Below are 18,027 nucleotides of genomic sequence, written 5' to 3' on the forward strand. Positions count from 1 at the left end.
ATGGAGACACTTGTGAGTATTGCCGGAGCTTCCGATAGCCCTGCTCTGCACGGGCAGGAAACGGGTCGGTTCCCGGGGCTGAGATACGGGGAGCTGGTGGAGCGCCGGGCGCTGCGACAGCCCTTGCGTACCGCCATCATCCACGACGGGGTGCGCATCAGCTATGGCGAACTGCTCGAACGGATCCATGCGGCAGCCACGTTCCTGACCTCCGAAGGCGTCCGGCGAGGCGACAGGGTGGCCTGCGTCAGCGAGAACCGCCCCGAAATACTCACAGCGCTCTATGCGTGTTCCCGCATTGGCGCAGTCTTCACCCCGATAGGTATTGCCGCTCCGGCCGCGGATGTGAAGTTCATCCTCCGCGATCTCTCCGCAACAACGATCCTGGTGTCGGAAAGCTCCGTTCCGACGGCTCTGGAAGCCGTCGGAACGGACACCGCCATCAGCATCATCCAACTCGAAGCCCAATCACGCCACGGGCTTCCATCCCTTCCAATTAACACCGGCGCGGAAGCCGGAGAAATCCGGCCGGAGGCCGACAGCCCCGCCATCATCATTTACACATCAGGCACCGCTGGACGCCCCAAGGGCGTTGTCCTCACCCACAGCGCGCTGTTTTTTAACGGACTCAACACCCTTCTGGGGCTGGACATCGCCAGTGACGACGTGACACTGGTGAATACCCCGCTCTCGCACATCGCAGCACTTAATACGCTGGCCCTCGCGACCCTGCACAAGGGCGGCAGCGTGATCATTGACAGCAAGTTCGACGCTACCCGCTGCCTGGAACAGATCAGCAAATACGGAATCACCACTATGTTCGCCGTTCCCTCCATGCTGACCCTGATGGCTCAAACTCCCGGCTTCGCCGAGGCCGATACCTCCAGTCTTCGCTGGATCCTGGGCGGCGGGGCACCCATGCCACCGGAACTCGTCGCCCGCTGGTCCGAGCGGAACGTCCCTGTCCTGGCCTCCTATGGAATGACGGAGGCCGGACCATCCATCAGCTTCAGGCGGCGGACCGACGCCTCCGGCAAAGCAGAATCATCCGGAACGCCGGCCCTGCTGACGGACGTCCGCATCGCCTCCGCTGACGGGACGGACCTCCCGCCCGGGGAAACCGGCGAAATCCTAGTCCGCGGACCACACACCGCCTCGTCCTACTGGCGGGACGCCAAAGCAACCGACGCAGCCTTCGTCGACGGCTGGCTCATCACCGGCGACAGGGGGCTCATCGATGCCGACGGCGATCTCTGCATCACCGGCCGCTCAAAGGAAATCATCATTACCGGCGGCGAGAACGTCGATCCGGCAGAAATTGAACACCTGATCGCCAGCTACCCGGGTATTCTGGACGCGGCCGTGATTGGGCGACCCGACCCGCTCTGGGGTGAAGTCATCACCGCAGTGATCGTCTCCGAGTCCAACGTTGAACTCAAAGAGCTCCAGGAATACCTTCGCCCGCATCTGGCCCGGTATAAACTCCCGCGACAGATAGAACGCAGGGAAGAACTGCCCCGGAGCCCGGTCGGAAAACTACTCAGGCGCGAACTGCGCATCGTCCCGCCGGACAACCCCTAACCCCAAGCACGCGAATGCAGAAGGAAACACGATGACCGCAGCCACCCACGAAACCGCACCGTCCGAGAAAACACCTCTCCGGACCCGCCTTTACGGCGAGTGCGATCCCATGAACTATGAAGCGCTGCTCACCGATGCCGAGCAAAGAGAACTTTTCAAACTTCGTGCATTCCTCGAAACAGAAGCCAAACCCCTGCTTGCCGACTACTGGGAACGGGGCGAATTCCCCGCGCAACTCATCAAGCCCCTGGCAGCACTGGACCTCATCACCCCGGCATCCCTCACCGCGGACGGCGCCAAACCACGGTCCCTCTACGAAGGCTTCCGCAACTTTGAACTGGCCCGCACGGACGCCTCCCTGGCCACGTACTACAACGGCCAGTCCGGGCTCTTCCGCACTACCGTGCTGCGTGGAGGCAGTGAGGACCAAGCCAGGAAATGGCTGCCGCTCATCGATTCATTCGAAATGACCGGAGTTTTCGCCCTCACGGAGCCAGAGCACGGCTCCGATATCGCCGGCGGGCTAACAACGTCCGCCCGCAGAAGAGGGAACAGCTGGATCCTCAACGGTGAAAAACGCTGGATCGGTAATGCTGTTTTCGCCGACTACCTGGCAGTCATGGCCCGGGATATCGCCGACGGCCAAATCAAAGCCTTCCTCGTGAAAACAGATGCACCTGGCGTCACGTTGACCACAATCGGCGGCAAGATGTCGCTGCGCATGGTGCAGAACTCGGATATCTCACTGGACAACGTGGAGGTAGCTGAAGAGTTCAGGCTGGGGCGTATCAATTCCTTCGCCGATGTTGCCGAGCTGCTCCGCTCCATGCGTTCCGGCGTTGCATGGTTCGCCGCAGGGGTTCAGGCAGGAGCGTACGAAGCAGCCCTGAGGTACGCCACGGGCCGCGAACAGTTCGGCAGGCCGATCTCCGGGTTCCAGATGGTCCAGGACAAACTCGTCGGGATGCTCGGAAACACCATCGCCTCGCTGGGCATGGTCGTCAGACTCTCCCAACAGCAGGACGATGGCCTCTACCGGGACCAGGATTCCGCGATGGCCAAGGCCTGGACATGCTCGCGTATGCGCGAAACCGTGGCCTGGGCCCGGGAAATCGCCGGAGGTAACGGCATTCTCCTGGCGAACGACGTCGGGCGGTTCTTCGCCGACGCCGAAGGGATTTACACCTACGAGGGCACCAACGAAATTAACACCCTGGTCGTTGGCAGAGCCATTACCGGCCGCAGCGCGTTCACCAGATAAACAAGGTACAAGCCCACTCCAAATTTGGAAAGCGTCAGACTCTGCGCCGCCCCCACACCGCCGCATTTCCGGAGCAGAAAACAACTGCCGCCAAGACTGACAGGAAGGGGACCACGTTGACATCATTCAAAGTTGACGATTGGTACCGCTTGCCCTCCGCCACAGTGGAAGTCCGCCGATACGGAGTCTTCGTCCGAAACGGAATCGTCGAGTCAGCTACCCCTGATTCGAGAATGCTCTGGCTATCATCCGAGGGTGTCGACGGCCGCGTATTGATAGACAAACAGGACGGTTACGAAGTTTGGGTCCAGCCACACCAGCTGCAGCTAGGGAGTCCTAGCCGAGGCTCCACCCCGATGGAAGGCAACGGAGTGTCTGCTGAGACGATGAGTGGCACCAGGGACGACGAAGAATTATCAAGACTCTCGCGGGAGTTTGAGTTAGCTGCTTCGCCTTGGATTGGACTCCACTACAAATACGAAGAGAACTAATCAGTACGTGCTCCAAAGGAGCAGCCCGCTACCGCACGCAAGAGGAAGCTGTGCTCACGCTTCTGCACGAGGGGGTCGAAATACCGCGAAACCTGCCTAACTTGCACACGCCATAGATGACGAAATGCGGCCTACGGGGCAATGTGTTGGCGGCGAAGACGGGAAGCTACTTGAGCAGCGTTACTCGCGAACCCCCAGGGCCCCAGGGACGCGATGGGTTGGAGACTGGCTATGCGGGGATCCTTCTCGCCTCTGATGAAGCCCTATTCGTGAGAGTCTGCAAGCCAGAGGTATACCCCAACTTGGCGAAACGAAACGCTTAGGGTAACCGCCGCCATGAAGCAGTTGGAGGCGAGGAGGTCCTTGCAGCTTATGAGAAGGACGACAGGCGTCCGTTCAGCGAGTGGGGAGAGGAGCAACAATGAAGCCCCTTACTGAAAGACGCCAACACGCTGACGAAGGCAGATGCTCGCCGCTCCCCGGCCCTGGATTGCAGCGGCACTTCAAGTCGGAAAGTGTTGTGGTTGTCCTTGGCGTGATGTATTCAAGTGTCCTCCCACAGCTTGTCGAAGCTGACACCCATCTTGATCTGGTACCTCTGCCTCCTGGTTTGGTCACGGGCTGGCAAAGTGCGGATGTTGTCTTTTACGACCCGCTGTCCTCTAGTAGGAATGGTGACGAGATTGCCCGGGCTGCGAAGTATCGAAAGAATTCTAAGGGCGATGGCCACGTGAATCGTAGGGAAGCCCAGAAGCTGTTGCCCGAGATTTAGCTTTGCTTGCTCAGGAAAACGCAGGTAGTCTCCATGCTCGGCTGCATCGGTCCCGGATTCCAGACCCCCTTGAGACGTCCCTGCTGAAGGAATCAAGGAAGCCTTCATAACGCCAATGTCTTTGGAAATCTTCCACTGGAGCGGGATCAGACCCGGTGATGAAATTGAGGTGCTCGATGACAGCATAGTCATTGCGCGTGGAGTAATCGAAGACCTGGCTCTGGATCAAAGCAACATCAGGCTCAAGCTCTCCTATGGGATAGGCAAACGAACTTGCCGCCGGGAGGACGGCTGGCAGGTTCGTAATACCCGTAGGGAATCGTGAACCCAGCCGAGATGATCACTCTTATCTGCAGTTCCAGGGGCGTTATGGACTTATGAAGGTGAGGCACACCCCAACCTGACGTCAGGACGAAGCGCCGAGAGCGTCAGAATAGACGAAGCGCCGAGAGCGTCAGAACTCCGATGGCTCTTTTCTGACATCATGCTTTTCAAGTCTCTAAGCTCAACTTGACACTCATGGTCAAGGCTTCTTCTACTGGTAACGGTGCATATTCGTTTTCAAACTATGTGAACTCTCTCGGTGACGTTGAGGCCGCCTAAGGATGGATGCCGGGCCCTGGGTCAACGCTGGGCATGCGGGCGCAAACGGCAAGTGCCGTCAATTCCAATCGCGGCCCGATTGCTTCCTGAACGCGCGGTCTTGGACTTCGTTGAAGAAGACTAGAAGCGAGTTGGGTTTGTAATCGGGGATCCCGTCTTCCATTTCCCCCAGGGTGACCGAGAAAGAGTCACCCGAATTCAGGCTGAACTTAGTCCACCAGATGCTCTGAGCGGCATCCGTGTTTGCTGATCTCCATAACGCCTTGGTTTCGTAGATCTCCTGTCCCAGCAGGCGCGTCCAACTTGGTGACGCTGAAACGTCGACCTGTGTGAGTCCGTCCCGCGCAAGCTCGTGGCGGCTTAGTTCGAGTCCCTCCACCAGTCCGGCCATGGCCCACGAGATCTTCAAATGCTTTCTTCCGGCGAAATGCAGAATGATGTCCATACCAACCTCGTGGATGTGATGTGACTCCGTCTCGTCGGTTATGGCCCAGCCATCGGGATAAACGTAAGTGACACGGGTTAGCTGATTTCCTTGCAAGGAGTGCAGGAGCTTTGCAACGCAGGTGTCGTCCTCCAGCGTGTGTGGTCGCACTTAGGCCTCCAAATTCAGCGAGTCAACGAGTCTGGCATCAGAGTCGCGCCGGGCTTGTAGCGTGACCAAGGTTCTGCTGCTGCGGTGGCGTGCTTCTGAGTGACTTGGTAACTGTAGCCGAGCATTTCGGCAACGAGCGGGGCGGGCACTTCCTTCACGAGCGCGCGGAGGGATGCGTTCCGTGCGCCCAAGAGGTCGATGCCCAGTTCCCGAAGACGCTCCATGAGGGTGTTCGGGTGGATGTGTCGGCCGGGCCGGTAACCGGGGAACAACCACTCGCTGCCCGCGCTGCTGCCGGTACGCCATGTTGGGGCGTGAGGCGAGGTGTTCTGTGAGCAGTGAGGCCAAAGGTTCGGGCACTGGCGCTGGGTGTTCTTCCCCGAATGAGAGACGCGGACCATCGGGTGTGAGGATCACGTCGGTGCTTTTCATCGCGGCGATCTTCACGACCGGTTGGGCGTAGAGCAGCAAGAGAGTGGCGGCGACCCGATAGGACAGGGTGTCGATGTTGTCTGTGAGGCAGGCTTTGAGCATGGCGAGCCTCTGAGGTTGGGTGAGCAGTGGCGCGGTCTTGGCCTGCCGGAAGCCGATGGTGATGTTGGTGCAGGTCCGGTTCTTCACCGCCCAGACGAAAAAGGTTCTAATGGCATGCCTGGTGGTGGGACCGTCGGCCAGCCAGCCGTCGACGTCGGCTTGGACGCAGGAAGCAACCGCCCGCCCGTGGGTGGTTTTGAGCCAGATGAGGAATTTGATGGTTTCGGTGATTTCCTGCTTGGCACTGTGCACGGGACCGCGGGTGGGCTTCCCGTCTGTGGAGAGTGTCCTGATGCGTCGCAGGTGGTGCCAGCGGGCGAAGGACTCGACCGGCCGGCGGATCTCGGGGTCCTCGATGTCCGCGAGCTTGATGGGTAGCCACCGTTCGAAGAGCGCGAGGTAGTGGTCGCGGTTCGGGAGCAGTTTGTGGTGGGTGAGCAGGCTGCGCAGGTGCTCCACCCGTAGGCTGTTGGGCTCCCTGTCCAGCACCTCGTGACTGAGCGGGATGTCCCCGGTGGCGAGTCGCTCGAGCAGTTCACGGACGCCGGTCGGGCGGAGCCATGTGAGGATGCTTTCGGGGCGCTGGGCTCCGCAGAGCGCAGCGAGCAGTTTCGCTGCCGTCGTTTCATTGCCATCGGACTCGTCGACGTGCATCAGCGCCGTGAGGTCGTTCCGGAGTGAGCAGCGGGCGCAGGTGTTTTGGCGGTAGTGCTCGGTTTCCGTCCCGCAGCCGGAGCAGTGGTAGTCCTGGGTGATGCCGGCGCAATCGCCGCAGACTGGCTGGTCACCGTGGGAAGCAGACCTGCCTGGGAGCATGCGCTCTGTCCCGCAGCCGGGGCAGGGCCCGTGAGTGCGCATGGCAATCGTGAAGCAGGTCCCGCAGATCCTGCCCTCGGGCCAGCTGGCGCGGTGCCTGCCGGCCATCCTTGAGCACCGGTCACACGTGAAGGTCCCTGCGCTGCGAGGGCGGCCCCGCACGATAGGACGCGGCGTGATGTCAGCCGTCATCGCGGATCACTCGGGCGCGTTTGGGCCGGATGGTCTTGTTTAGGTCCACGACGTTGGCGTTGGAGGCGACCTTGCGGACTTTCGCATCCGCGGCCGTGACGGTGATAAGGTCCTCGGGGCCGCAGGCGAAGATGTCGCAGAGGGCCGAGACCATCATCAGGGACACGCGTTCTGGTCGTTGGGTGACGAGCCGGTAAACCTGTGAGGCCGAGAGTTCGATCCCGCGTTCCTTCAATAAGGGGCTCAGGTCGGTGCTGTTGTGCATGCCGCGGGCCGCCATGAGTTCGGCAAGCCGCCACCGGTAATCGATCTCTCGTTTCATAAGGATTAGTCTTCCATTCCGCCCAGCGCGGCCCTGACGGTCGAGTCCAGGGCGCGGCGCAGGGTTTTGACCCGGAAGTCACTCGACACCGACGTGTAGAGGGCCGTGGTCGAGGCATGTTCATGCCCGGCCTGGTGCTGGACGAACAAAGCGTCCATGCCGGACTCGACCAGGTGGGTGATGTAGGAACGGCGCAGCGAGTGGATGTCCAGCCCGGGGGAGAGGCCCAGGTCCTCGCAATACCGGATGAAGCGGCGGTTCAACGCGGTCTCGGAAACCAGCGTGCCGCGCTCGGAAGGGAACAGGTCCAGCCCGTCCGTCATATGGGGGTGCCCGCGTTCCAGCCAGTCAGCCACGATCTCCGTCGACCAGTCAAACACCGTCAGGACGCTGCGGCGCTTCGGGGGCGACCCCTTCATGGCCTTTCCGTACCGGACCTGAAGCACGCCGTATTTGCCGAACTCACGGGCGTGAGGATTCCTGCCGAAGTCCACCGTCTGCAGGTGGCGGACCTCATTGCGGCGCAGACCCCAGCAGTATGCCACTTTGAACAGGACCGCGTCACGGTAAGCCGGCAGCCAACCCTTGCGGCCCAGCGAGGCGATCCGGTCGACCTCATCATCGGCCCGGTCAAAGAAATCCTGGAGCTCCCGCTGCGTGAACGGGCGGCGCTTGGGGGAGGACTCACCGGCTTGGGCGTGGACGGCTGTGTTCCAGTCGAAACAGACCTGGACCGGATGGGACCCGAAATGCTGTTCGCAGACACTGTCCCAGCCGTACTCCGGGGAAGCCACGTATGCGCAGAACGCCCTCAGTGCGGCCTGGTAGCTCCGGATGGTGGACTGCGCAGCGTGCTTCACACTGCGAAGATCCCCGAAGAACTCATCCACGTGGGCCGGCGTCCAGTGCCAGGGATACTCGTTCGTCGACACCTGGAAGCGCGTCACCAGCCGTTCCCTCGACTCGATGGTGCCGAAGGCCAGGTTCCTGCTCAGCTGCTGGTTACGCCAGCCCGTGAGCATCTGCGTGAACACCTGGTCCTCCGGGTGAAGGAAACGCACAGCGCCGAAGTCGAGCACCCGTCCCGCTGAATCGACCGCCACGAACCCTCCTGATACATTGCATTGGATGCAAGAATCATGCAATTAATGCAGAACCCGCGCAAATCCGCGGATCCCGGGGCCATTCCAGCCTGGTGCAATCCAGCTGCCGAGGGCCTACGCGATGGACTGATGAGTAACCGGGCCTGCCATCCGCACGGTATTTCCGCAGGTCACAGGCACATTTCGGCTTCAAGTGACGCAGTTCCGGGTAGCAACGAGCGGAGGCGGGGTGATCATGCATCAGATGCAATAATCACGATCCAGGGCTACATATGGCCGGTTATCGGCGTTGTTGGCGGGGTAGCCCTTGAGCATCACTTTGTAGTACCTACCGATGCTCGCCGTCAATGGACCGACGTTAATGGGACGGATTGGAGCTGGTGTGCACGTTTTCGAGGACCTCGTACCACGTCCTCCGATGGTCAACCTGCTGCAGCTCGTCCAGCCTTGCGCGGACAGAGAGAAAGTCTGGATCTTCATGCCATGCTTCCCAGTCCTCCCGGCTTCTCCATGTCCCGATGATGACCCGGGTCTCCGGTGCGTCGACAGGAACCAGTAACTGGCCTGAGATCCAGCCTTGACGGTCGTGGGCTGATCTGAAGCGTTTGAGGATCAGTTCGTCCCACTCTTCCACTGAGCCGGAGTGGAGTTGCATGGTGCTGACGACGGTCATCATGGAAGCACCCTCCTCAAGAATCGTCCAACCAAGGTGCGTCTGCTCAGGTTTTCAGGTTCGAGCCGCGCCGTCAACGGGAAGTGTTCTCGCAGTTCCCGCATGGCGGCGCGTCGTTTCTGGTGTGCCAGGGCCGGGGCTGACTCCACCCAAGACACTGGTGGAGTTTAGTGGGCGATGTGCGGTTCACAGGTGCGTCGCTCTCCGTGCTGACCGCTCCTGCAAGTGGGGAATCCCTTGGCTACATGGGCAGGAAATGGCGAACCGCGGCCTCGGAGTCTTCTATTGTTTGGTCCCCTCTTATGGATTTTTGAATGATGAGCAGCAGAAGTCCCAAGAGGAGGATTGCTGCGGCAGTTGCAGCAGTGTATTCGATAGTGGAACCGATGTTTTGCGCCGTACGGCCAGTGGCGGGGTCGTTTTCGTTCCTGGTGAGCAGGTGTGCAGTGATTGCGAGTAGCAGGTCGAGGTTCAACATGTGTGGCTCCTAGATACAGCGCGATGCGTCTGACTTTGATTGGTCGGTAGGAATGTGAAGCGTGGATCCGCGAACGTGCTTCAGCCGTGAATCGGGTCCGTAGCGATAGTCGGGGGAGCTTGAGGAATCGGTCAATCCAGCAGTTGCAGTTGGTCCCGTGTGTCGATGTCCTCTCCCCCTTCATAACCGCAGTCAACAAGATCGACGAGTTCCGGGTTGGCCTGAAGGAACAGGCGGGCGCCAGAGTCGCCCGCGGCCGAGTCGGTTGCGAGTGTTCGCAGCGACGCGTCAAGCAGCAGGGGATGTCCGCGCCGGAGCTTCCCGGAGACAGCCCGATAGCCCGCAGCTGTGACCCGGCCAGGCACGTGTGCTGCCAGGAGCGTTCGCACAACGTCAGCGGTGAGGCCGGGTTGGACGACAAGGGCCACAAGTACGTGGTCCCCAGGCAACGCGTTCTCGACTCCGAGCAGGAACGAACCGGCCATACCGCTATTCCATACAGGGTTCACCACTACCCGAATCCCGAGTTGCTCCGCGCGGCCGAGGCTGGTGGAGGCGAGGACTTGTCCAGCCTCGGCACCAAGCACGACCACCACTTCTCGGCATCCACCGTTGAGGAGTACCTCCGCGAGCACTTCGACCAACGTGCGGCTCCGGAACGGAAGCAAAGCCTTCGGGCCCAGGCCCAGGCGCGTCCCCAGGCCAGCAGCAAGCAGAACAGCGGTGACGTTTGATGGGCTGAAGTCGCTCATTTCTGGCCCTTTAGGTGGAACTGTTGTCTTCACCGGGTTTGGTCGCCCCGAAACCCGGCACATGGATTCCCCCAGCAAGAATCCACCAGTAGGGATCGTCGCCGCTTAACCGGGTTCTGATCAGTCGACTTTCCGAGTTCTCTGTCATATGGGCAAAGGCGCGATGCCGGGCTCGCCGGGCCTGTAGCAGTACCTTGTGAATCCAACGGGAAACTGAGCGTCTACCCGCTGAATCCACTGGTTTTTCGTCATCACTCATTGGGATGATGCTCCAACGACTCGTGTTTGTGGTGCAGCAGAAGCTCATGTCGGTAGTGCAGTCCAATCCAAGGGGATGCGTTGAAGTCGTCGATGTTTATTGCCTTGGGCGGAGCCAATTTCTCTGTTTCGCTGATGGCCTGATCCGTCCTACGTGACCGGAACGCATATAACGCATATAGGGGGTTGGTATGCGGGGGAACTCGACGTCTGGGCATGATCTTTTCTCGAATTCGTGGAATGAGGGCGGGCTAGCGGACTTGCGCCACTGCTAGTGGGCATCCAAGGCCTGCAATGGCATATAAGCAGTGTTCGGCGCTAGAAGGCACGGAGAATGTCCTCAACGCGTTGTTTGGCGTCGCCGAAGAGCATCTGGGAGTTGTCGCGGAAGAACAGAGGGTTCTGGACTCCTGCGTAGCCGGCGGCCATGGAGCGTTTGAACACGACGACGTTTTCGGCTTCCCAGACGCGGAGGACGGGCATCCCGGCGATGGGACTGCCCGGGTCTTCGGCCGCGGCGGGGTTGACCGTGTCGTTCGCGCCGATGACCAGGACCACGGAGGTGTCGCCGAGGTCGTCGTTGATCTCGTCCATTTCCAGGACGATGTCGTACGGGACCTTGGCTTCGGCGAGGAGGACGTTCATGTGGCCGGGCAGGCGCCCGGCGACGGGGTGGATCCCGAACCGGACGTTCACGCCGCGTTCGCGTAGCTGGTGGGCGAGTTCTGCGACGGGGTACTGGGCCTGGGCAACGGCCATGCCGTAGCCGGGGGTGATGACCACGGACGAGGCGTTGGTCAGCATTTCCGCTGTCGCCTCGGCCGTGATTTCCCGGTGTTCGCCCTGGTCTGTGTCCCCTTTGCTGGCGGGGGCGGCGATGCCGAAGCCGCCGGCGATCACGGAGATGAAGGACCGGTTCATGGCCTTGCACATGATGTAGGACAGGTAGGCACCGGAGGAGCCCACCAGGGCGCCGGTAATGATGAGCAGGTCGTTGTTGAGCAGGAAGCCCGCGGCGGCGGCGGCCCAGCCGGAGTAGCTGTTGAGCATGGACACGACCACGGGCATGTCACCGCCGCCGATGGAGGCCACCAGGTGCCAGCCCAGCCCCAGGGCCAGGGCGGTGACGACGATGAGGAGCCAGAGCTGGGAGTCGTTTACATACCAGACGGTCAAAGCGACGAACGCGGCGAGGGCGCCGAGATTGATCGCGTTCTTGCCCGGCAGCATCAGCGGTGAGGACTTCATTCGGGCGGACAGTTTCAGGAACGCCACGATCGAGCCGGTAAACGTCACCGCGCCGATGAACACGCCGATGAACACCTCGGCGTGGTGGACATTCATCAGGTCCCGGGACAGGGTGGGGGCTTCGAGGTGCCCGTTCCAACCGACCAGGACCGCGGCGAGGCCCACGAAGCTGTGCAGCAGCGCAATGAGCTCAGGCATGCCGGTCATTTCCACGACGCGGGCGCGCCAGAGCCCGATGGCCCCGCCGACCACGACGGCGGCGACGAGCAGGCTCAGGCCGGTGAGGGCGTGCCCGGTGCCCCAGGCACCCTGGACAGTCAGCCAGACGGTGGCGGCGAGGGCGATGACCATGCCCGTGATGCCGTAGACGACCCCGGCACGGGCTTTCTCGTGCTTGCTCAGCCCGGCCAGGCTGAGGATAAACAGCAGGGCCGCGACAACGTAGGCCGCCCCCGCGATGGATTCTTCGGTCAACGGACCGAAGACGGTATCGGACACGGTGAAGCTCCTCGTAAGTGTTGCTGCTGCTGTTTCGGTGACGGCGCTCATGAACGGGCCTTCCCGGCCGAGAACATGGCGAGCATGCGCCGGGTGACGGCGAAGCCACCGAAAATGTTGATGCTGGCCAGCAGCACGGCGACGGCGGCCAGGAGCTGCATGACAATGTTGTCAGAGGCGACCTGCAGCAGGGCACCGACGACGATGATCCCGGAGATGGCGTTCGTCACCGACATCAGCGGGGTGTGCAGGGCATGGTGGACCTTCCCGATCACATAGAAACCGACCACGACAGCGAGCATCAGCACCGTGAAGTGCTGCGGCAGCGGCGCCGGCGCCACCGCGTTGACCAGGAACAGCGCCGCGATGCCCGCGGCAAACAGCCTCGCCTTACCGGCCGCGCTGAGGCCCTGCCTTTTCTTCGGCGCCGTGTTCTTGGCAACCTCAGCTTTGGTCTGGGCCACGGGTGCGGCGGAGACCTGGACCGGGGGCGGCGGCCACGTCTTCTCCCCCTCGCGCACGACCGTCACCGAGCGCTGGACCACGTCCTCGAAATCAATCCGCAGGACCCCGTCCTTGTCCGGGGTAAGGAGCTTGAGGAGGTTCAGCAGGTTGGTCCCGTACAGCTGGGAGGACTGGGCCGGCAGCCGGGCCGGGAGATCCGTATAGCCCAGGATGACGACCCCGTTGTCCGTGACGATGCGTTCCCCAGCGACGGAGCCTTCAACGTTCCCGCCCTGGCCGGCAGCCATGTCCACGATGATGCTGCCGGATTTCATGCAGGCCACGTCCTCCGCCGTGAGCAGCTTCGGTGCCGGGCGCCCAGGGATCAGGGCCGTGGTGATGATGATGTCAACGTCCGCTGCCTGCTCGGTATAGATTTCGGCTGCGCGCCGGTTGTAGGCCTCGGACGTTGCCTTGGCATACCCGTCGGAGGACTTCATCTCCTCCTCCACCTCGACCTTAAGGTAGGTCCCGCCGATCGACTTTACCTGGTCGGCGACCTCGGGCCGCGGGTCCGTTGCCCGCACGATCGCGCCCAGGCTGGACGCCGCCCCGATCGCCGCCAGGCCCGCCACGCCGGTGCCAGCTACCAGCACTTTCGCCGGCGGTACTTTGCCCGCCGCCGTGACTTGGCCGGTGAAGAATCGGCCGAACTCGTGGGCTGCCTCGATCACGGCGCGGTACCCGGCGATGTTTGCCATCGAACTGAGCACATCCATCGACTGCGCCCGCGAAATGCGCGGCACAGCGTCGAGGGCCAGCGCCGTGATCGGACGCGCCGCCAGCGCCTCTACCAAATCCGGACGCAGGCCCGGGCTAAGCGTCCCGATCAGCGTTGCCCCGTCAGCGAGACAGCCGATCTCCTCTTCGGAGGGCGGGTTGATCCGCAGCACCACCTCACTGCCCCACGCCTCATCGGCCCCCACAATCAGGGCACCGGCCTCGGTGTACGCCTCATCAGGGAACGACGAGGACTCCCCCGCGCCCTTTTCCACCACGACGTCGTAGCCCAGCTGGATCAGCTGGGCGACCGTGAGGGGTGTTGCTGCAACCCTTGTCTCGCTACCTAATTCGGCCACGACCCCGATACGTGTCACGTTTTCTCTCTCTCATCCATTTTTCGAGCCCCGGACTGTGTGCCCGGTTCCTGGCGCACCAGGCCCTTGTTTCTTGCGAACCGTCAGCGCGCTGCTGCCGTATCTGACATTGCTCTTGACCCAAGGTCGAAGACTGCCTGTCCTCGATGACGATCTATCTGAACAGCACCTTGCCGGCGGAGACACCGATATGGGCCGGCCTTTGCGTGGCCCCTTACTGAGGTCGAAGGGATGCCGGACAGCCTCCGGAGATGTGCCCCCGACTGCGTCAAGCGGCGGCCGGCTACAGGTCCTCAAACTCGTGTCGGTCGGTACTGTTGTGCAATGCACGATTCCGAAGCGGGGACACCGGGGAAAGTTAGTTGGAATGAAGGTCAAGTTCTTCCGTCACACCAAATGGCACGTTTTCATCTAATGCCACGATGAACTTCCGGTCTCCCAGGCGGGAGACCGATATTCCGGTGCGCCGTCCCTGTTGGTAGGCGACCCGCACCAGCCTGTCAACGGCGGCCGAAATCTGTTCATCCATCTCGGAGCGGCTGTCCACGATCAATTCATGCTCGAGCGCTTCCGAATCCAGCCGCTTGCTCGCGGTCTGCATGGGCACTGTGGTCATATGAGTTCCTCCTCAGTTAGGACGGTGAGGGCCGTCAGAGATTCCGGCAGTCACAGGTACCTGGATCCGCTCGTCTCCACGGCGATGTGTGGCCTTGAGGCGCCGGAGCGCTCTCTTCAACTCAAGGTCGAGTCCTGCATCAGAGGCTGGCACTGGGTCGCAAACCAGCCCCAGGCTCTGGAAGGTGAGTGTTGCAAAGTCCATTAGAGGGTCACGCCCGTGGTTCGGGAGAGCCAGTCGTGGGCGATCTGTTCGGCCGCTTCACCTAGTAGGCGCGGGGCCTCCCTCATGCAGACTTCCGGCAGCGGTTCGAGGTCCGTCAGGGCATAGACGCGGTCCAGCCCTGCCGTCTGGATTTGCGCCTCCCCCAGAGTCGTGCGTCCGACGACGGCAACGACTGCGGTACCATGGCGCTTTGCAAGTGCCGCGATTCCGACAGGCCCTTTACCGCGCAGGCTCTGCTCGTCCAGTGAGCCCTCACCGACGATGACCAGGTCGGCTTCCCTCAGCGCAGGACCGAGGGTGGTCAGTTCCGTGAGAACTTCGACGCCGGAGCAGAGCCGTGCTTCGGCGATGGCAAGGGCTGCAAATGCTGCCCCTCCGGCGGCGCCGGTCCCTGGTACCAGGCTCAGATCGCGGCCCAGCGTGTGTGCGATGAGGCGTGCCCAGTGGCGGAGAGAGCGTTCGAGCTGCTCTACCGTTCGAGCGTCGGCGCCCTTTTGCGGTCCATAGACGGCGGCAGCGCCGTCGTTCCCGGTCAAAGGGTTGTCTACGTCGCAGGCCAGGACAAGGTCAAGCGCCCGGACCCGGGGATCGAGGCCGCTGAGATCGATCTCTGATGCAGAGTGCAGACCTTCACCTCCTGGGGCTATTTCCTTCCCTGCCGCGTCTGTGATGCGGACACCGAGTGCCTGTGCGAGGCCGGCACCGCCGTCGGTGGAGGCGCTTCCCCCGACGCCCAAAATAATGCGCCGGGCTCCCCGGTCGAGAGCGTCCTTCAGCATCTCCCCCACACCGCGGGTAGTCGATTTTGCCGCCGTCTGGACGTTGGGTCTGCCCGGGAGCAGGGCAAGCCCCGATGCCTCGGCTAGCTCCAGGACTGCTGTTCCGGCATTGTCCATGGCATAAGTCGCCTCCACTGGCTCGCCCAACGGACCTGTCACCTGGACTGCGACGGGCGAGAAGCCGTTCGCGAGGGCAAGCTTGACGGTCCCCTCTCCCCCGTCGGCCACAGGGTACCGAAGGATTCTGCAGTGGGGTGAAATGGATTTGATTGCGCGTGCCAGTACCTCTGTAGCCTCTTCGGCAGTGAGGGAACCCTTGAATTTGTCAGGTGCCAAAATAACGGTGGGGCCCGCCACTGATTCCTCGGTCACCGGGTCGCCTCCTGGTGGGTTCGCACAAGGTCCAGGTACCGTTCGGCATTGGCCCGGATCCCGGCGCGTTCGTCATCCGTCAGCTGCCGGCGGGCCCTGGCGGGAACGCCGGCTATGAGGGTTCCCGGTTCGAAGGTGGCGTCCTCAAGTACCACAGCTCCGGCCGCAACCAGACATCCGGGCCCGATCCTTGCCCCATTGAGCACTACTGCGCCCATGCCGATCAGCGATTCGTCGCCGATGTGGCAGCCATGCAGAATGGCCCGATGCCCAACGGACACCCTCTCCCCCACTTCGACCGGAAATCCCGGGTCAGCGTGGAGCACGCATCCGTCTTGAATGTTGCTGTCAGCGCCAACAGTGGTGGTGTCCCCGTCTGCCCTGAGAACCGCTGCGTACCAGACGCTCGCGCGGGCTTGGAGGGTGACTGAGCCGATGATTGTTGCATTGTCAGCGGACCATGCTCCGGGGTGGATGGTGGGCTTCCGGCCACCGAGACTCATCCGCTTCTGTTCCAGGACGGTCATCAGATGATTGCGACGGGGTCAAGCATGGAGCCGGTCGCTCCTTTGACCTTGATGGGGAGGGCAACGAAGAGGAATTCATATACGCCGTCCCGGGCAAGGTCTTCCAGGTAGATCGACTCGAACAGGTAGATGGCGTTTTCGATCAGCAGGAGTGTATGGACAGGCTGGGGGTTGGCCGGAGACCCGGGGTCCGGAGCCGGCTGAACCTCGAAGGTCTCCGTGTCACTTCCGGCGGCAACGACGCCCTGCTCCAGCAGCCACCGGGCCGCGCTGATGTCGGGTCCGGCGGTCACGTGCCGGGCCATGCGTTCGGGGTCGGGCCATTCGCTCATATAGCCGGTGCGGATCATCACGACGTCACCGGGGGTGATGGTGACGCCCTGGTGCCGGGCGACGGCTTGGAGTTCTTCGGCGTTGACGGGTTCATTGGCGGGCAGCGCGTTGATGCCGCGGTATCCGGGGACGTCGAGAAGGATGCCGCGGCGGATGAACGGCGGGATCTTGCTGCCGTCACCCACTGTTGGACCCCTGTCGCCGAGGCAGGTTCCTGCTGCGGCCCCTCCGTACCAATGGTCATCGTCCCCGATGGTCATGTGGGCGAGTGCGTCGACGTGAGCCCCGCTGTGCGAAGTACCGCTCATCACCTCGGCCATGTAGCCCAGATTTACTTCATTGACCTCCCCCCAGGGCTTGACGCCGTCCCCGCGCAGGCCGGCCGGAGTGCGGTACATCGATACATCGAAGGGAGGGTGGGCGCCGAAAACGGGCATCCCGGTGAAGCGTGGCACCGAAAGGGAGTACAGCCGACCTTGCCTCGGTAGCTGCAGCGCCGCCAACAACTCGTTGGGGGATTGGTGGGCTGCCGGTCCTTCTTCAAGGAACTGGTCTGTCTGCGTGCTCATGGTGGTCCTTTCGAAAGGTCAGGTCTGCGGGAGTCGGGAATGGTGATGGCCCAGCCCCAAATGCGCACCTGGAGGGCGTCAGGGCGCCTCGGGCAGTAGCTTGATGCGAACGGTGCGGTCCTCGGTCACTTCGACGTCAAGGCCGGCCAGCCACTGTGGTTCCCCCGGCTCTTCGCCAAGGGATTCCCGGGCTACTGCTCGGAGAACGGGTGAGTGCGTGACAGCAACGGTGAAGACCGTGTTGTCGTCGCGGTCAGCGAGGCTTGCCGCGAATGCGTTGATTCTCCGGGCGACGGCCGCGGCGTCGTCACCAGGCGGGTTCTCGTGGCGGACCCACCATCCGACACGGTCGGGGGCCTGGAGCCACTCTCGGTAGAAGTCGATCCGGGCAATGTCCGCTTCACTCAGGCCAGGGACCTGAGCGGCAAAGGCTGCTTCGCTGCTGACCATGTCCACACGTGAACCGGCAAGGTATAGGTCGGGGTTCCGCAACGCAAAGGCGACTCCGTCGTCCTGTACCTGCGCACCTGCTTCGCGGGCGCCTTTTGCTACTGCCTCGGCTGTCTCCCGGGTGCGTCGCGTGGCACCGCTGATGACGCGGATGAGGCCGCCGTTCGCCTGCTCGGCAAGTCGTCGCCCCACTTCGACTGCGGTTTCCAGGCCCGCGGCAGTGACAGGCACGTCCCCGCGATGGGATGCGACTTCACCGTGGCGAAGCAGGAACAGTTGATGACTCATAGTGTCCTCCGGAGGTGGTACTTCTGACTGGCGGGCTGGTTCCGCAGCAGGGACAAGGTTTTTAGGGTGACAGGATCCCTGCTGCGGAAC

At 62.2% G+C, this 18,027-nt stretch carries 17 protein-coding genes; 2 read left to right on the top strand and 15 right to left on the bottom strand.

What is annotated here, in order from left to right:
- The first annotated feature begins 12 nt into the window (after positions 1-12).
- Together AB0O52_RS18330 and AB0O52_RS18335 are read left to right on the top strand one after the other, a co-directional pair.
- Positions 13-1,581: an AMP-binding protein gene (locus AB0O52_RS18330; protein ID WP_364540494.1), complete on the top strand. Its 1,569-nt coding sequence runs from the start codon at positions 13-15 to the stop codon at positions 1,579-1,581.
- A 31-nt stretch (positions 1,582-1,612) separates the two neighbouring features.
- On the top strand, positions 1,613-2,842 hold the full coding sequence (locus tag AB0O52_RS18335) for an acyl-CoA dehydrogenase family protein (RefSeq protein WP_364540497.1): 1,230 nt from the start codon (positions 1,613-1,615) through the stop codon (positions 2,840-2,842).
- Positions 2,843-3,877: 1,035 nt separating this feature from the next.
- Here AB0O52_RS18335 and AB0O52_RS18340 read toward each other — a convergent pair.
- The 15 genes from AB0O52_RS18340 to AB0O52_RS18410 all read right to left on the bottom strand — a co-directional run bounded on the left by AB0O52_RS18340 (position 3,878) and on the right by AB0O52_RS18410 (position 17,937).
- Positions 3,878-4,297, bottom strand: coding sequence for a hypothetical protein (locus AB0O52_RS18340; RefSeq protein WP_364540500.1), 420 nt, complete (start codon positions 4,295-4,297; stop codon positions 3,878-3,880).
- Between the two features lie 469 nt (positions 4,298-4,766).
- Entirely contained in the window at positions 4,767-5,303 is a 537-nt protein-coding gene (locus tag AB0O52_RS18345; RefSeq protein WP_364540503.1) for a hypothetical protein, read from the bottom strand.
- The gene (locus tag AB0O52_RS18350; RefSeq protein WP_364540506.1) at positions 5,304-6,653 is read right to left on the bottom strand and encodes a hypothetical protein; all 1,350 of its coding nucleotides are present in this window, start codon (positions 6,651-6,653) and stop codon (positions 5,304-5,306) included.
- 181 nt (positions 6,654-6,834) lie between these two features.
- Positions 6,835-7,167 carry a helix-turn-helix transcriptional regulator gene (locus tag AB0O52_RS18355; protein ID WP_364540509.1) on the bottom strand — a complete coding sequence of 111 codons (333 nt, stop codon included), beginning with the start codon at positions 7,165-7,167 and terminating at the stop codon, positions 6,835-6,837.
- A gap of 5 nt (positions 7,168-7,172) precedes the next feature.
- Positions 7,173-8,270, bottom strand: coding sequence for a site-specific integrase (locus tag AB0O52_RS18360; protein WP_364540512.1), 1,098 nt, complete (start codon positions 8,268-8,270; stop codon positions 7,173-7,175).
- Positions 8,271-8,628: 358 nt separating this feature from the next.
- Entirely contained in the window at positions 8,629-8,946 is a 318-nt protein-coding gene (locus AB0O52_RS18365; RefSeq protein ID WP_364540514.1) for an antibiotic biosynthesis monooxygenase, read from the bottom strand.
- A 238-nt stretch (positions 8,947-9,184) separates the two neighbouring features.
- On the bottom strand, positions 9,185-9,421 hold the full coding sequence (locus AB0O52_RS18370; RefSeq protein WP_364540517.1) for a hypothetical protein: 237 nt from the start codon (positions 9,419-9,421) through the stop codon (positions 9,185-9,187).
- A 131-nt stretch (positions 9,422-9,552) separates the two neighbouring features.
- Positions 9,553-10,173, bottom strand: coding sequence for a nicotine blue oxidoreductase (gene nboR, locus AB0O52_RS18375; protein ID WP_364540519.1), 621 nt, complete (start codon positions 10,171-10,173; stop codon positions 9,553-9,555).
- 576 nt (positions 10,174-10,749) lie between these two features.
- Entirely contained in the window at positions 10,750-12,228 is a 1,479-nt protein-coding gene (pntB, locus tag AB0O52_RS18380; protein WP_364540522.1) for a Re/Si-specific NAD(P)(+) transhydrogenase subunit beta, read from the bottom strand.
- Positions 12,225-13,778 (bottom strand): Re/Si-specific NAD(P)(+) transhydrogenase subunit alpha, encoded by a 1,554-nt coding sequence (locus tag AB0O52_RS18385; RefSeq protein WP_364540525.1) that lies wholly within the window; start codon positions 13,776-13,778, stop codon positions 12,225-12,227. Before AB0O52_RS18385 ends, pntB begins: the two co-directional genes overlap by 4 nt.
- A gap of 358 nt (positions 13,779-14,136) precedes the next feature.
- Complete coding sequence (locus tag AB0O52_RS18390; RefSeq protein WP_364540528.1) at positions 14,137-14,394, bottom strand: hypothetical protein; 258 nt, start codon at positions 14,392-14,394, stop codon at positions 14,137-14,139.
- Between the two features lie 203 nt (positions 14,395-14,597).
- The gene (locus tag AB0O52_RS18395) at positions 14,598-15,770 is read right to left on the bottom strand and encodes a glycerate kinase (RefSeq protein WP_364540531.1); all 1,173 of its coding nucleotides are present in this window, start codon (positions 15,768-15,770) and stop codon (positions 14,598-14,600) included.
- On the bottom strand, positions 15,767-16,297 hold the full coding sequence (locus tag AB0O52_RS18400; protein ID WP_364540533.1) for a gamma carbonic anhydrase family protein: 531 nt from the start codon (positions 16,295-16,297) through the stop codon (positions 15,767-15,769). Before AB0O52_RS18400 ends, AB0O52_RS18395 begins: the two co-directional genes overlap by 4 nt.
- The gene (locus AB0O52_RS18405) at positions 16,297-17,199 is read right to left on the bottom strand and encodes a cyclase family protein (protein WP_364540535.1); all 903 of its coding nucleotides are present in this window, start codon (positions 17,197-17,199) and stop codon (positions 16,297-16,299) included. The genes AB0O52_RS18400 and AB0O52_RS18405 overlap by 1 nt, the downstream gene beginning before the upstream one ends.
- Positions 17,200-17,277: 78 nt before the next feature.
- Complete coding sequence (locus AB0O52_RS18410; RefSeq protein WP_079552357.1) at positions 17,278-17,937, bottom strand: histidine phosphatase family protein; 660 nt, start codon at positions 17,935-17,937, stop codon at positions 17,278-17,280.
- Positions 17,938-18,027: the final 90 nt, after the last annotated feature.

The sequence above is a fragment of the Arthrobacter sp. NPDC080073 genome (assembly GCF_040686575.1).
Classification (GTDB): Bacteria; Actinomycetota; Actinomycetes; order Actinomycetales; family Micrococcaceae; genus Arthrobacter.

Coding starts and splice junctions, on each gene's coding strand:
- AB0O52_RS18335 (WP_364540497.1), top strand. CDS start 1,613: ATGACCGCAGCCACCCACGAAACCGCACCGTCCGAGAAAACACCTCTC.
- AB0O52_RS18340 (WP_364540500.1), bottom strand. CDS start 4,297: ATGACTATGCTGTCATCGAGCACCTCAATTTCATCACCGGGTCTGATC.
- AB0O52_RS18350 (WP_364540506.1), bottom strand. CDS start 6,653: ATGCTCCCAGGCAGGTCTGCTTCCCACGGTGACCAGCCAGTCTGCGGC.
- AB0O52_RS18355 (WP_364540509.1), bottom strand. CDS start 7,167: ATGAAACGAGAGATCGATTACCGGTGGCGGCTTGCCGAACTCATGGCG.
- AB0O52_RS18365 (WP_364540514.1), bottom strand. CDS start 8,946: ATGATGACCGTCGTCAGCACCATGCAACTCCACTCCGGCTCAGTGGAA.
- AB0O52_RS18370 (WP_364540517.1), bottom strand. CDS start 9,421: ATGTTGAACCTCGACCTGCTACTCGCAATCACTGCACACCTGCTCACC.
- nboR (WP_364540519.1), bottom strand. CDS start 10,173: ATGAGCGACTTCAGCCCATCAAACGTCACCGCTGTTCTGCTTGCTGCT.
- pntB (WP_364540522.1), bottom strand. CDS start 12,228: ATGAGCGCCGTCACCGAAACAGCAGCAGCAACACTTACGAGGAGCTTC.
- AB0O52_RS18390 (WP_364540528.1), bottom strand. CDS start 14,394: ATGACCACAGTGCCCATGCAGACCGCGAGCAAGCGGCTGGATTCGGAA.
- AB0O52_RS18400 (WP_364540533.1), bottom strand. CDS start 16,297: ATGACCGTCCTGGAACAGAAGCGGATGAGTCTCGGTGGCCGGAAGCCC.
- AB0O52_RS18405 (WP_364540535.1), bottom strand. CDS start 17,199: ATGAGCACGCAGACAGACCAGTTCCTTGAAGAAGGACCGGCAGCCCAC.
- AB0O52_RS18410 (WP_079552357.1), bottom strand. CDS start 17,937: ATGAGTCATCAACTGTTCCTGCTTCGCCACGGTGAAGTCGCATCCCAT.